Consider the following 14,052-nt stretch of genomic DNA (forward strand, 5'->3'; position numbering starts at 1 on the left):
TGCCGGGAGGCTGTGTGGATGTGGTAAGTTGAGCAGGTGCCGCGTGACCTATCCATATTCGGCCATGATTCCTTTGCCGGAACAATAATGGCTGGCGGCTTCGCGCAGCATTTGCAGGAGTTTTTACCTTTGAACGAACAGCCCAGCGGAGAAAAACCGCAACGCCTGGTCTTTACTTCTCTCAGCTTACGTTTTGCTTATGCCTGATTCTACCCCTCGTATTTACTCGAATGTTTGGCGCCCGTTGTTTCTGCTACTGTTGCTTCTGTTCACGGCAGGAAGTGCCTGCGCCCAAGCCCCCTCCTGGCAATCGGTGCTGGCGGCGTCGGGTGGTAGTGGCCGCGTTGAGGCGTTGGCGACCGATGCGGCGGGCAACGTCTACCTGACGGGCACATTCAACGGCAACCTCACGTTTGGCAGCACCACGCTCATCGGGGCCGGCTTTGCCGATGTGTTTGTGGCGAAGTGGAATCCCACTACCAACACGTTTGTATGGGCGAAACGGGCCGGCGGCGCCGACAACGACTATGCCGGCGACATTGCCGTCAGCGGCGCCAATATCTATATTGTCGGCTCGTTTGAAAGCACGCCGGCCGATTTCGGGCCGCATATACTCCGCAACGCGCAGCCGCCCACGGTGCCGTTCAACTTCCGCAGCGACGCGTTTGTGGCTAAGTTGGTAGACAGCGGTTCCGACGCCAGCTTTGCGTGGGCCCGGCAGGCTGGCGGCCCCGGCTTCGACATAGCCTCTGCCGTAGTAGCCAGCGGCAACACCGTATACCTGGCCGGTCGCCACGGCGCCCCATCCGCCACCTTCGGCGGCCTTACGGTCGTCAACAGCAGCAGCGGCACCCAACTCAACACCGACTTGTTTGTAGCCAAGCTCACGGATACTGGTAGCAGCGGCACCTTCGAATGGGTGCAGACCGGGGGCGGCCTCGGCTCAGACTACGCGGCGGCGCTGGCCGTAAGCGGCTCGAGTCTGTACCTGAGCGGCGCGTTTCAAAACTACGCTACCCTGGGCTCTACCACCCTGAACGCCCCCGGCTGCACCAGCGGCTATGTGGCCAAACTCACCGATGCCGGCACCAGCGGCCGTTTCGTGTGGTCGCAGGCGCTGGGTAGTTCGCAGAACTTCAACAGCTCCAGCGCCACTGCGTTGGCCGTGCGCGGAGCTAGCGTGTACCTGGCCGGCAACTTTGATGGCACTGGTACCTTTGGTTCGACGGCTTTAGCGAGTGCGGGTTCCTCTGATGTGTTTGTAACCCGGCTCACCGATTCTGGCGCCGGAGCGGCCGTCGATTGGGCGCGGCGCGGCGGAGGAGGGGGTTTCGAAGGGGTGGGCGCGCTGGTGCTGCACAACACCGATGTGTACGTCACGGGCGGCTTTCTGAGCCCTACGGCCACTTTTGGGGGCACTGTCCTCACCAACCTCGACCCGGCCACCACCACTTCCTCGGGCGGCCCCGATATTTTCCTCACCAAGCTCACTGACACCGGTAGCTTCTCCTGGACACAGCAAGCCGGCAGCCGGTACGGCGACACCGGCCTGGCCCTGGCCACGCACGGCCCGGCACTGTATACGGCGGGCTACGCAACCGTTCCGGCCATATTCGGCGGTTTCTCTCTGCCCGGCACCATCAACTTCAGCTTGCCCTTTATTGCTTCGATTGGCACCGGCGACCCGTTAGCCGCTACGCCTGCCCGCCTGCAGCCCCGCCAGCCTGCCTATCCCAACCCCGTGCGGGCCACCGTCACCGTGCCGCTACCCGCTACTGCCGGCCACACCCCAGGCCTGCTGACGCTGACCAATACCGTCGGGCAAGTGGTTGTCAGCCAGTCGGTGTTGCTGACATCGAGCCCGTCTAGTTGCCAGGTGCTACTGGCCCACCTGCCCCACGGCCTGTACACGCTGCAGGTGCAGGCAGGCCGCGTGCTGACCTCGGAAAAGCTGATGATTGAATAGCGAGCAGGCCCTGGCCGGGGGCAAGTCAACAATACCCGCACCAACCCAGCTCCCGCGTATGCATGCTCGTATCCAAACCGCCCTTGCCCAGCTCGAAGCCACGCACAACATCCGCGTTTTGTACGCCTGCGAGTCGGGCAGCCGGGCCTGGGGCTTCCCCTCGCCGGATTCCGACTACGACGTGCGCTTTATCTATAGCCATCCGGCCGACTGGTATCTAACCCTGGACGAGGGGCCCGATACGCTCAGCTTCCCCGTGGATGAGGCGCTGGACCTGGCCGGCTGGGAGCTGCGGAAGGCCCTGAAGCTGCTGCGCGGCTCCAACGCGGCGCTGTTTGAGTGGGTTCAGTCGCCGGTGGTGTACCGGGAGGCGGCCGGATTTCTATCGGCGCTGCAGCCGCTGCTGCCCGCCTGTTGGAACCCGCGCGCCGGCCTGCACCACTACCTGGGCCAGCTGCGGCGCGGGGTGGAGGAGGACCTGACCACGGAGCAGGTGCGCCTCAAGCGGCTGTTCTACGCCCTGCGCTCCACCCTGGCCGCCCGCTGGATTCAGCGTTATCCTGATAAGGTGCCGCCAATGAAGTTTGCCGCGCTGCGGGAGCTGCTGCCGCCGGCCCTGGATGGTGTAGTCGATGAGCTGCTAATCCGAAAAGCCACTGCCGACGAGAAAACCACCGTGCCGCGCCCGGCCGCGCTGGTGGCGTTTCTGCAGCAGGAATACGCCGCCGGCCAAACTGCCCGCGCCACACTGCCCGTACCGCGCCATCCTGAACCGACGGCGGCGCTGGAAGCCGTGTTTCGGGCGTGGCTGGCTGGCACGATGTAAAGACGCATATTCGCGTTTCGCTGTCCGCGCCGTTTCAACAAGCAGTATAAACAACGTCAGCAACGCCGAGACGCGACACTTCGCGTCTCGACAATCGTTCCTAGTACGCTCCATGACCATCCACGACCTGCGCCAGCGCGGCCTGATTTTGTTTGAGGCCCTAAGCGGCAGCCGCGCCTACGGCACCGATTTGCCCCACTCCGATACCGACCTGAAAGGCGTCTTCATCCTGCCCGAAACCGAGTTTTACGGCCTCGACTATGTGCCCCAGGTAGCGAATGATACCAACGATGAGGTGTACTACGAGCTGCGGCGCTTCATGGAACTGCTGCTCAAAAGCAACCCCACGGCCCTGGAGCTGCTGGCCTCGCCCGAAGACTGTGTGCGGTACCGACACCCGCTGTTCGAGGCGTTTCGGGTCGAGGATTTCCTGTCGCAGCTGTGCCGCCAGAGCTTCGCCGAGTACGCCGTGGCTCAGATCCGGAAGGCGCGGGGGCTCAACAAGAAAATCAACCACCCCGAGCCGCCCGCCCGCAAGTCGGTGCTGGATTTCTGCTACGTGACGGTGGGCGCGGGGGCGCAGCCGGTAGCCACCTGGTTGGAACGGCGCGGCTTCCAAGCCAGCCAGTGCGGCTTGGCCAACGTGAACCACCTCCACGACCTATACGCCCTGTTCGTGGACGAAACCCCCGACCGCCGCCACGGCTACCGGGGCCTGCTGCGCGACGCGGAAACTTCCCAGGACGTGCTGCTCTCGGCCGTACCGAAAGGGGAGGTGCCGGTGGCCTATCTGAGCTTTAACCGCAACGGCTACAGCACCTACTGCCGCGTGTTTCGGGAGTACCAGGAGTGGGAGCAGAAGCGCAACCCCGAGCGGTACCAGAACACGGTGCAGCACGGCAAAAACTACGATGCCAAGAACATGCTGCACGTGTTCCGGCTGCTGAGCATGGCCCTGGAAATTGCCACCACCGGCCGCCTGCACGTACGCCGCCCCAACCGGGAGTTTCTGCTCGAAATCCGCCGCGGCAAGTTCGAGTACGAGCAGCTGGTAGCGCAGGCCGAGGCCCTAGTAGCGCAGGTGGAAGCCGCCTTTGCCACCTCTACTTTGCCCGAAACCCCCGACCGCCAAGCCGCTGAGCTGTTGCTGGTACGAGTGCGGCGGGCCTGGTACGCACAGACCAAGCAGGTGTAGCAAGCGTATAGCCCAGAACGTCATGCTGAGCTTGTCGAAGCATCTCTACCGCTTCGCCCTCACGATTGCGCCTCAACCCCCAATTCCCACTCCGAAAAAGGTGAGGGGAAGCCTGACGATTGGGATGATTTTGGGTAGAGCGGCTGTGCACTCTGAATGCTCACGAAAAAGCCCGCCGCGCAGCTTGACTGCACGGCGGGCTTTTTCTGTAGGTGCTTGGCTGGCCTACAGCCGGCCGGTACGCTTACCGGAATACTTGGCTTTGCTGCGGCCGCTCTGGCCGAATCGGAAAAGCTTCTTTTTGTGGCTCTTGCGGCCCTTGTAGCTTTTGTAAAAGGGGCGGTGCGTAAAGGTGCGGCCCTTCATCTTGGCGCGGGCGTAAGCCGTGGGCCGGGCCGCTTGGGAGGGCTCGGCGCCACTCACGAGCAGCAGGGCAAAAAACAGCAGCAGGATCCTGAACATAAGGCAAGCAGCGTTGGTGTGCGGTTAAAACTGTGGGCCCTTGCAGAAAATTGCATTGCGGATCGAAATGGTGGCATATTCTTGTCATTGTGCCAATTAGCTCTTCGAATGATGCCAAAATTTCATTGTCTTCAACAGGCATTGCGCCAGTTCTGACTGAAAACAAGCGGTAAACTCGGCCGGCGCGGTGTGGAATGTGGGGCCGGGCGGCATCAGCAGGGAAACACTCTATCCGGCCCTGCTTATGTGCCTACCGTTACGCGCCCTCCTCTGCCTGCTGGCGCTGCCGCTGCATCTGCCCGCCCAGCAGCGCCTGGCTTCCGCCCGCCAGCGCAGCTACCTCACCAAGGTGTTTCGCCTCACCGAAACCCAAACCCGGCAGCTCTACGAAACCGACCTCAGCCGCGCCCGGCCCGAGTTCTTCACCCAGCCCGTCGATTCGTTCCCGACCGATAGCGCGGCCCTCGGCCGGCGGCGGCCGTTGCCGCCCGGCTACTACCTGGTGGCTCACACCGAAGGCGCCCAACTGGTATACTGGCTGCGCGCCGTCACGGACCGCCAGCTCACGCTGCTCGACAACCAGACCGACCTCACGCTGCTCGTGCGCGACTCGCTCGGCCGCCTGCTGGAAGATGCCCGCGTGAGTTTGCCCAAAGGTCAGCTGGTGCCGTTTGATGCCGCCACGCGCAGCTACCGCCTGCCCGGCAAGGCCGGCCGGGCGGGGCTGCTGGCCGTGGAGCACGCCGGCCGCACCACGTTTCACGCGCTGGAACAGGCATTTCCGAGTGGGGAACGGCGGCGGCCGGTATGGGGCTGGCGGCGGGTGGTGTATGGGTTTCCGCTGGGCTACCTCACGCGGCCGGTGCGCAGTTTGTATTTCCAGCTGCGAAACCCCTCGTACACCACCACCGGGCTGGTGGGGCTGCTGCGCTCGGTATTCAGCGAAGACGTGCGCGACCAGCGCCAGAGCCGCCGCCAGAACCGGCACCAAGACGAATGGGTGAGCTACCTCGTCCTCAGCAAGCCCCTGTACCGCCCCACCCACGACACGCTGCGCCTCAAGGCCCGCATCTTGCGCCAGCGCGACGGCCGGCCCTATAACCGCCCGCTGGAGCTGCGTCTGTATGGACAGGGCCGGCCCAAGAGCCTGGCCGTGCTCAAGCCCATGCGCCCGGGTTCTTACGAGTACATACTGCCGCTGATCGATACGCTGGGGTTGCCGATTGACCAGCCCATACGTGTGTATCTGGCGCAGCCGGGGCCTAAAGGCGAAGACCTGGCCAGCGGCAGCTTCCGGCTGGAAGACTACGAGCTGAAAAACACCCGCTACACGCTGCGGGCCGCCGAAACGCCCCACCGGCGCGGCACGCCGCAGGCGCTGTTTCTGCGCGGCCAGGATGCCAATGACCTTAACCTGCTGGATGCGCGGGTGCGCCTGAGCGTGACGCCGGCCGGGGTAGGGGCCTTTCCTGGCCGCCAGGTGTTTGTGCCCGACACGCTCTGGGCCCGCGCCCAGCCCCTCGATGCCACCGGCGAAACCCGCCTCAACCTCCCCGAAACCGCCCTGCCCGCCGCCAACCTCACCTACTCAGTGCAGGCCACCTTCCTCAACTCCGACAACGAGCGCCGCACCCAAAGCCAGGCCGTCAGCTACACCCTCGACCCCGGCGAGCTGCAGCTGGAGCTGCGCCACGACTCGCTGCTGGCCCGCTACACGGTGCGCGGCACCAGTCAGCCGGCCACGGCCACCCTCGAAACCGAAACCCTCAACTACCTCAACGTATCCACGCTGCGCCGCGAAACCGTGTCGCTGCCACTCGCTCGCCCACTCGATGCCCGTGCCACCCGCTACCGCCTCCTTGATACGGCTGGTCATCAGGCCCTGCTCTACCTTAATGAGGATAATGCCGATCTGTTTTTGCGCTCCGACCGCACCACCGACTCCATTCGGCTGGCCGTGGAGAACCCGCGGCGGCTGCCGTTCTGGTACTACCTGTACCGCGGCAACACGCTGGTACAGCGCGGCTACGGACCGGATTTCGCGCTGCAGACGGCTGCCGCGGGACCGGAGCCGTGGTACATGTCGGTGCACTACTTCTGGGGCGGGCAGCTGCAAACGGCCGAGTACAACGTGCCGCTGCCCCAGCACCGCCTGCTGATCCGGGCCGAGCAGCCCGAGGTGGTGTACCCGGGCCAGCGGGTGCGGCTGCAGTACACCGTCACGGATGGCGGCGGCCGGCCCGTGCCCCGCGCCGACCTCACGGCCTACGCCCATACCAGCAAGTTTGAAACGGCAGAAGCCCCGGAAATTCCCGATTTCGAGCCGGCCGTGGCCGGGCGGCTGTCGTTGCGACGGTTTCGGCTGGGCGCAGGCTTCGAGAACCAAACGGAGCAGCCGGGTCGGCAGGCGCTAACCTGGGGCGCGTGGCGGCAGCGCCTCGGGCTGGACTCGTTGCGGTTTTACCAGTTTCTGTATCCGGAGTACGGCACGTTCCACGAGTACCAGCCCGCGCCGGGCGGCATCACCCAGATTTCGCCGTTCGTGGTGGATTCGGGGCGGGTGCAGCCGGCGGTGGCCGTGTACGTAGATGGGCTGCCGGTGTACGTGGCCGGCGTCAACGGCGAGGAGCCATTTGCGCTGGTGGCCGACAGCGGCCAGCATACCGTTGCCATTCGCACCCCCAACCGCCTCGTGACCCTGCGCGGGGTGCGGCTGCGCCACCTGCACAAGCTCACGCTCAGCATCGACCCCAACCAACCCTGCCACGAGCTGACGGTGGAGAAGCGGGGCCCGCTCACCGAAACCGAGCGCCAGCAGCTGCAACGCTTTCTGCTGCTGATCGATAAGCGCGACTACGACGAGCAGGTGTTGCTGCGCCAGGGCAACCGCCTGCAGCCCCTCGGCGCGGGCCACCCGATGCCGGTGGCTGGCGCTTCCACGCGCCGCTTCAGCTACAGCAGCTACAACCGCTACGACCGCGCCGACTTCCACCTCGCTGGCCCCTTCCGCCCCGATTCCGTGCTGCTGCGCCGCTCCGACGGGCTGCGGCGGCGGTTCCTGCTGGAGCCTAACTACCGCTTCACCTTTGGGGCGGGCCTGCTGAAGATGCGCTGCATGACCGGCTCGGAGTTTGGTCGCCTGGGCGAGGCTACCAGCTTCGGGGTGCTGCCATTTCAGGATTTCGCCTACACCGAAGCCGACCTCAAGCCCCAGCCCGCCACCGGCTACTACCGCAGCAGCTACAGCCCCGAGCCGGAGCTGCACAACCCCGTAACCACGCCCGCCGGGCAGGGGCGGCTAACCGTGCGCCTGCCGGTGCCACCCGCCGCCAACGCGGCCCGGCGCCAGCCTGCCACGCTGCCGCCGGTGCTCTACACGCTGCTCACCCAGCCCGGTAACCCCAAATTCGTGCGGCTGGAGCGCGGCCTGCCCCAAACCGTCCACGCGCTGCCCACCGGCCGCTACCGCCTGGCCCTGCTGCTGGCCGACAGCACCGTGCTGGCCCCAATCGCGGCAATCAGCATTCAGCCCAACGGCACTACCTATGTGCAGCTGGATTCCGCCGGCCTGGTGCCGCCCGGTCCGGCGGCACGGGCGCTGCGCCGCCGTTTCCAACAGTTGGTGCGTGAGCGGCTGCCCCGCGCAACTGCCGTTAGCCCGGCACGCGAGGAGCGCCGCGAAGTGCAGGTGACAGTGCCCGTGGTGCCGCAGCCGGGCTGGCGCGTGCAGCGCGGCCGCATCGAAGACAAGCAAACCGGTGAAGGCCTGCCCGGCGTCACAGTGCTGCTCAAAGGCACCACCATCGGTGTCAGCACCAACGCCGACGGCAGCTTCGAGCTGAGCGTGCCGCCAGACGGCGGCCTGCTGCAACTCTCCTTTATCGGCTACGTGACCATGGAGCATCGGTTGGATGGGCGCGATATGCTGGTGGGGATGACTATGGATTCCAAGCAGTTGAATGAAGTGGTGGTGACGGGCTTCGGAATGGAGCGGCGCCGAGAGCTGACCGGTGCTGTGTCCACCATCACCAGCGCCTCACTGTCGGGCCGGGTGGCGGGCGTGCAGATCCGCGGGAGCAGCACGCTCAGCGGGAGCGGGGTGCCGCTGCTGATTGTGGACGGGCTGCCATTTTCGGGCAACCAAGCCGATATCAACCCCGACGATATTGCGGGGATGAAGGTGCTGAAAGGGGCCGCGGCGGCTGCTACGTTTGGCTCGCGCGCCGCCAACGGCGTCATCATCATCACCACCAAATCCGGCGTCGGCGGCCGCAAGGCGCTGGGTTTCGATACCGACCCGGCCACTGCCATCGGCCCCGACGGCCAGCCTACCGCCGGCCGCGACCCGCGCCTGGCGTTGCGCCGCCGCTTCTCGGATTCTGGTTGGTGGCGGCCCTCGCTCGTCACCGACGCCCAGGGCCGGGTTAGTACCGAAGTCATTGTGCCCGACGACATCACCGGCTGGGACACCTTCGTGCTGGCCTCCGACGACCACGCCCGCACCGGCAGCTTCACGGCCCTGATGCGCTCCTTCAAGGCCGTGCTGGGCGAGCTGGCCGCGCCGCGCTTCCTCATTGAAGGCGACCGGGCGCAGCTGCTCGGCAAAACCCTCAACTACCTGCCCGACACCGCCCAGGTCACGACCAGCTTCCGGGTAGGCGAGGAGCCGGCCCGCACCCAGCGCCACCAGGTCGCCACCGCCGCCCTCGACACGCTCACCCTCACGGCCCCCACCGGCGGCCCCGATTCGGTGCAAGTTAGCTTCCAACTCACGCAGCCCAATGGCTACCAAGACGGCGAGCTGCGCTACCTGCCGGTGCTGCCGGCCGGCACCCGCGAGCGGGTGGGCACCTTCGCCGTGCTCACTGCCACCGATACCACCCTCACGCTGCCCATCCGCCCCGAGCTGGGCCCCGTAACGGTGCGCCTCGAAAGCGACCCGCTGCCTACGTTGCTCGATGAAATCCGGCATGTGCAGCGCTACGCCTACCTCTGCAACGAGCAGGCCGCTTCCAAGCTGAAAACTTTGCTGCTGGAGCAGCGCATCCGCGAGCAGCTCAAGCAGCCGTTTGCGGGCGAAAAAGATGTGAACCGCCTGATCCGGCACCTGCTGCGCGGCCGCCACCAGCCCGAGGGCCTGTGGGGCACCTGGCCCGGCGCGGCCGTCAGCCCCTGGGCTACGCTGCATGTGGTGGAGGCGCTGCTCGATGCCACCCAGCAGGGCTATGCCGTGAAGATTGACCGGGACGCGCTGCGTAACTACCTGCTCCGGCAGCTGGACGTGGCGTTTGCGGATGCCGCGGCCCGCACCGCCTTGGCTGCCACGCCCACCGGCCAGCGCTACGAAGCCCTGTATTTCCGCTCTGACGACGACCGAATCCGTCTGTTGCAGCTGCTGCACCGCCTCGGCGCCCAGCCCGATTTCCGCACCTACGTGCTGCGCCTGGAGCGCGAAACCATAGAGCGCAACAAGGGCCGCCAGCCTCTCGACCGGTACCTGTCCCTAGCTAACCTACGCCATCAGCTGGGCCTCCCGTTTCAGCTGGATACGTTGCGCCGCTACCGTTTGCGCACCGAGTTGGGCGGCGTGTTTTATGCCGATACGCTGCGCGATGCTTCCTTCTACCGCTACCTGCTGCCCGACCGCACCGCCAACACGCTGCTGGCCTACCGCCTGCTGCGCGCCCGCGGCGGCCAGGAAGTGGAGCTGACCCGCATCCGGACTTACCTGCTGCAGCAGCGCCGCAGCGCCAGCCACTGGAGCAGCACTTACGAGGCCGCCCTGATTCTGGAAACCATCGTGCCCGATTTGCTGGTGGCTGGCAGCAAGGGTCTGATGGCGCGGGCGCAGCTCAGTGGCGCTATTAGCCAGGAAGTGAGCAAGTTCCCGTTCGATACCATCGTAGCTGCTGGTGCCGGGCTGCTGGTGCTGCGTAAGGAAGGCGGGCTGCCGGTGTACGCCACGGCGTATCAGTCGTTTTGGAATGCCGCGCCGGTGGCGGTGGCCGCGCCGTTTGGGGTGCGCACCACGCTGGCCGGGCAGGAGGGCAGCCGCGTGCTGCTGCGCGCCGGCCAGCCCGCCGAGCTCCTCGTAACCGTGGACGTGAAGGCCGAAGCCCGCTACGTGCTGCTGGAAGTACCCATTCCGGCCGGCTGCTCCTACGGCGAAAAAGCGCCCGGCAACTCCTTCGAGGTGCACCGCGAATACCTGCGCCATCAGGTCGGAATCTTCATCGACGTGCTGCCCGTCGGGCGCCACACGTTTCGGGTGGCGCTGCAGCCACGCTACCGGGGCCGCTATACCCTGAATCCCACTAAAGCCGAGCTGATGTACTTTCCCACCCGGTTTGGCCGCTCGGCCAGCAAGCAGGCGGTGGTGGAGTAGGGGCCGTTTGGCTGGTTTGTAGAACGGTGTAGAGACGGGACATGTCGCGTTTCGTCGTTGCTGACGTTGTAATAAAGACGATGGCCTCAGTCGTTCGACAACAGACGCGAAGTTTCGCGTCTATACATCGTTTGGCTGGCTCCGAAATGCCGCTTGTCGAAACTGCCCGCCGAAACCGATAACTTCCGGCCTGCTAACACCGTTGCCTGTTTTTCCACCCGACACCAGACATGAAAAAAACGCTCTATACGCTGCTGCTGGCGGCTGCTTTGCTGCCGCTGGGCGCCTCGGCCCAGTCCATTACCCGCCTGAACCCCACCAACTGGTGGGTGGGCATGAAGCACAATACGGTACAGGTGCTGGTGTACGGCCCGCAGGCCGGCACGCTGGCCTACACCGTGAACTACCCCGGCGTGAAGCTGGTGAAAACCAACACCGTCGAGAACCCCAACTACGCCTTCCTCGACCTGATTATCGCGCCCACCGCCAAACCGGGTCAGGTAGCACTGGTAGGCAAAAAGGGAGCGAAAACCGTCACCCAGAACTGGGAGTTGAAGGCCCGCGACAACGCCGTGAAGGCCCAAGGCGTCACGCAGGCCGACTTCATCTACCTGGCCATGCCGGACCGGTTCGCCAACGGGGACCCCGGCAACGACAAGTTTGCCGACATGGCCGACCCCAGCTCGGACCGCGCCCAGCCCTTCCTGCGCCACGGCGGCGACCTGCAGGGGGCCAGTCAGCACCTGGATTACCTGAAGGAGCTGGGCGTAACGGCCGTGTGGTTTACGCCCGTCATCGAAAACAACCAGGGCCTCACCGACGAAGGCGGGGCCAAACGCTCGGCCTACCACGGCTACGGCTTCACCGACCACTACACCGTGGACAAGCGCCTGGGCGGCAACGCGGCCTATAAGGCTTTCGTGCAGAAAGCCCACGGCATGGGCCTGAAAGTGGTGCAGGACGCCGTGTACAACCACATCGGCAATAACCACTGGTTTATCCAGGATTTGCCCATGAAAAGCTGGCTGCACCAGTGGCCCACCTACACCAACACCAGCTACCGCCAGCAGCCCATCACCGACCCCCACGCCGCCCAGATTGACCGCAAGGTGACGCTCGACGGCTGGTTTGTGCCCTTCCTGCCCGACCTGAATCAGCAGAACCCCTACGTGGCCAACTTCCTCATCCAGCATGCCCTCTGGACGGTGGAGAACTTCGGGGTGGATGCCTGGCGCATCGACACCTATATGTACAACGACCAGCCCTTCATGAACCGCTGCAACGCGGCGCTGCTCACGGAGTATCCGAAAATCCACATTTTCGGGGAGTCGTCGGTGACCAGCATCGTAGATCAGGCCTACTACGTGCGCAATAAGATTGACTTTCCGTTCAAGTCCAACCAGCCCGGCGGGCTCGATTTTGTGCTGGAAAACGCCATGCTGGCCGGCCTGAAGGAAGTGGGCACGCCCGGTGCCACCGGCTGGGACAACGGCGCCCAGCGCGTGTACCAGGCCCTGGCCCAGGACGCCGTGTACCAGGACCCCACCAAGCTCGTCACCTTCATCGACAACCACGACCACAATCGGTTTCTGTCGGAGGTAGGCGAGGACGTGGCCAAGTACAAGATGGGCCTGACCTGGCTGCTGACTACCCGCGGCATCCCGAGCATGTACTACGGCACGGAAATCCTGATGAAGAACTTCAAGGACCCCTCCGACGCCGAAGTGCGCCGCGACTTCCCCGGCGGCTTTCCCGGCGACGCGCAGAACAAGTTCACGGCCGCCGGCCGCACCGAGGCCGAAAACGACGCCTTCCGCTTCGTGAGCACGCTGGCCAACTACCGCCGTACGCACCCGGTGCTCAGCTCCGGCAAGCTGATGCAGTACCTGCCCGAAAACGGCCAGTACGTGTACTTCCGCTACTCCGATGCCGGCAGCGTGATGGTGGCCTCCAACACCACCGACAAAGCCACCAGCCTGCCCACCGCCCGCTTCTCCGAGCGCCTCACCGGCTTCACCAAAGCCCGCAACGTGCTAACCGGCGAAACCATTTCCGACCTCAAAACCCTGCAGCTACCCGCCAAGACAGCCCTGGTGCTGGAGCTGATGAAGTAGGATTTAGTTGTTGGTTGCTGGTTGTTAGTTGTCAGGGGAAATCCAATGCAATAGAATAATCTGTTTTAAACAACAATCATCTAACAGCCAATTGCTAACAACTGACAACCAGCAACCAACAACTTACTTATGCCTGATATTCTCGAAGTCCAACTCCGCGCTGCCTTGCTGGGGCTGGCCGTAGGCGACGCGCTGGGCGTGCCCGTGGAATTCCAGAGCCGCGCGGCTCGCCGCCAGGACCCCGTGGTGCACATGCGCGAATACGGCACGCACCATCAGTCCGCCGGCACCTGGTCCGATGACGCCTCCCTCACGTTCTGCCTGGCCGAAGCCATTGCCGACGGCTACACCGTGGGCAAGCTGGCTGAGAACTGCTGCCGCTGGTACTACCAGAACTTTTGGACGCCCCACGGTTCCGTATTCGACATCGGCATCACCACCCGCGAGGCCATCCAACAGCTGAAGGCTGATGACGACCTGATTCTGGCCGGCGGCACCGACGAGTATAGCAACGGCAACGGGGCCCTGATGCGGATTCTGCCGCTGGCCTTTTACCAGACAGCACTTCCGCTAAAAGAACGTTTTCAGCTGCTCTTTGAAGCCTCTGCCGTCACGCACGGCCACATCCGCTCGGCAGTAGCGTGCTTTCTGTATCTGGAAATGGCCCGGCACCTGCGCGCCGGCTTCACGCCCGCCGAAGCCTACGCTCAGCTGTGCGCCGAAGCCCCAGCTCAGCTACGGGAGCTGGATATTCCTGCCGTGGAAATTGCCCAGTTCAATTACCTGTTCACAGGGCGTCTAGCCGATTTGCCGGTGCAGGTAATCCGTAGTGGCGGCTACGTGATGCACACGCTGGAAGCCAGCCTCTGGTGCCTGCTCCGCCACGAAACCTACGCCGAAACCGTACTGGCCGCCGTCAACCTCGGCGAAGATACCGACACCACCGGCGCCGTAACGGGTGGCCTGGCTGGCCTATTCTACGGCGAAGCGGCCATCCCGCCTGAATGGCTACAAGTGCTGGCCCGCCGCCCTGATATCGAGGACCTTGCGCATCGCATGGCCAAGCAAGGAAGCTAAAAAAAAGTCCCTTTAGAGTTAATCTGA

7 protein-coding genes are annotated in these 14,052 nt (G+C 64.6%); 6 read left to right on the forward strand and 1 reads right to left on the reverse strand.

The window, feature by feature from the left end; genetic code table 11:
* The first annotated feature begins 199 nt into the window (after nt 1-199).
* The 3 genes from H8B14_RS11150 to H8B14_RS11160 all read left to right on the forward strand — a co-directional run bounded on the left by H8B14_RS11150 (nt 200) and on the right by H8B14_RS11160 (nt 3,987).
* Nucleotides 200-1,966 (forward strand): T9SS type A sorting domain-containing protein, encoded by a 1,767-nt coding sequence (locus H8B14_RS11150; RefSeq protein WP_187315711.1) that lies wholly within the window; start codon nt 200-202, stop codon nt 1,964-1,966.
* A 58-nt stretch (nt 1,967-2,024) separates the two neighbouring features.
* Nucleotides 2,025-2,792, forward strand: coding sequence for a nucleotidyltransferase domain-containing protein (locus H8B14_RS11155; protein WP_187315712.1), 768 nt, complete (start codon nt 2,025-2,027; stop codon nt 2,790-2,792).
* Nucleotides 2,793-2,904: 112 nt separating this feature from the next.
* Nucleotides 2,905-3,987, forward strand: a complete 1,083-nt coding sequence (locus H8B14_RS11160) for a DNA polymerase beta superfamily protein (RefSeq protein WP_187315713.1) — start codon at nt 2,905-2,907, stop codon at nt 3,985-3,987.
* A 225-nt stretch (nt 3,988-4,212) separates the two neighbouring features.
* Here the strand turns inward: H8B14_RS11160 and H8B14_RS11165 are convergent, their stop codons facing one another.
* Nucleotides 4,213-4,449 carry a hypothetical protein gene (locus tag H8B14_RS11165; RefSeq protein ID WP_187315714.1) on the reverse strand — a complete coding sequence of 79 codons (237 nt, stop codon included), beginning with the start codon at nt 4,447-4,449 and terminating at the stop codon, nt 4,213-4,215.
* Nucleotides 4,450-4,693: 244 nt separating this feature from the next.
* Here H8B14_RS11165 and H8B14_RS11170 point away from each other — a divergent pair, with 244 nt between their 5' ends.
* The 3 genes from H8B14_RS11170 to H8B14_RS11180 all read left to right on the forward strand — a co-directional run bounded on the left by H8B14_RS11170 (nt 4,694) and on the right by H8B14_RS11180 (nt 14,025).
* Nucleotides 4,694-10,834, forward strand: a complete 6,141-nt coding sequence (locus tag H8B14_RS11170) for a carboxypeptidase-like regulatory domain-containing protein (protein WP_187315715.1) — start codon at nt 4,694-4,696, stop codon at nt 10,832-10,834.
* A gap of 230 nt (nt 10,835-11,064) precedes the next feature.
* On the forward strand, nt 11,065-12,948 hold the full coding sequence (locus H8B14_RS11175) for a glycoside hydrolase family 13 protein (RefSeq protein ID WP_187315716.1): 1,884 nt from the start codon (nt 11,065-11,067) through the stop codon (nt 12,946-12,948).
* A gap of 129 nt (nt 12,949-13,077) precedes the next feature.
* Complete coding sequence (locus tag H8B14_RS11180) at nt 13,078-14,025, forward strand: ADP-ribosylglycohydrolase family protein (RefSeq protein ID WP_187315717.1); 948 nt, start codon at nt 13,078-13,080, stop codon at nt 14,023-14,025.
* Nucleotides 14,026-14,052 lie beyond the last annotated feature (27 nt).

The sequence above is a fragment of the Hymenobacter puniceus genome (assembly GCF_014333525.1).
Taxonomy (GTDB): Bacteria; Bacteroidota; Bacteroidia; order Cytophagales; family Hymenobacteraceae; genus Hymenobacter.

Coding starts and splice junctions, on each gene's coding strand:
- H8B14_RS11175 (WP_187315716.1), top strand. CDS start 11,065: ATGAAAAAAACGCTCTATACGCTGCTGCTGGCGGCTGCTTTGCTGCCG.
- H8B14_RS11155 (WP_187315712.1), top strand. CDS start 2,025: ATGCATGCTCGTATCCAAACCGCCCTTGCCCAGCTCGAAGCCACGCAC.
- H8B14_RS11165 (WP_187315714.1), bottom strand. CDS start 4,449: ATGTTCAGGATCCTGCTGCTGTTTTTTGCCCTGCTGCTCGTGAGTGGC.
- H8B14_RS11170 (WP_187315715.1), top strand. CDS start 4,694: ATGTGCCTACCGTTACGCGCCCTCCTCTGCCTGCTGGCGCTGCCGCTG.
- H8B14_RS11150 (WP_187315711.1), top strand. CDS start 200: ATGCCTGATTCTACCCCTCGTATTTACTCGAATGTTTGGCGCCCGTTG.
- H8B14_RS11180 (WP_187315717.1), top strand. CDS start 13,078: ATGCCTGATATTCTCGAAGTCCAACTCCGCGCTGCCTTGCTGGGGCTG.
- H8B14_RS11160 (WP_187315713.1), top strand. CDS start 2,905: ATGACCATCCACGACCTGCGCCAGCGCGGCCTGATTTTGTTTGAGGCC.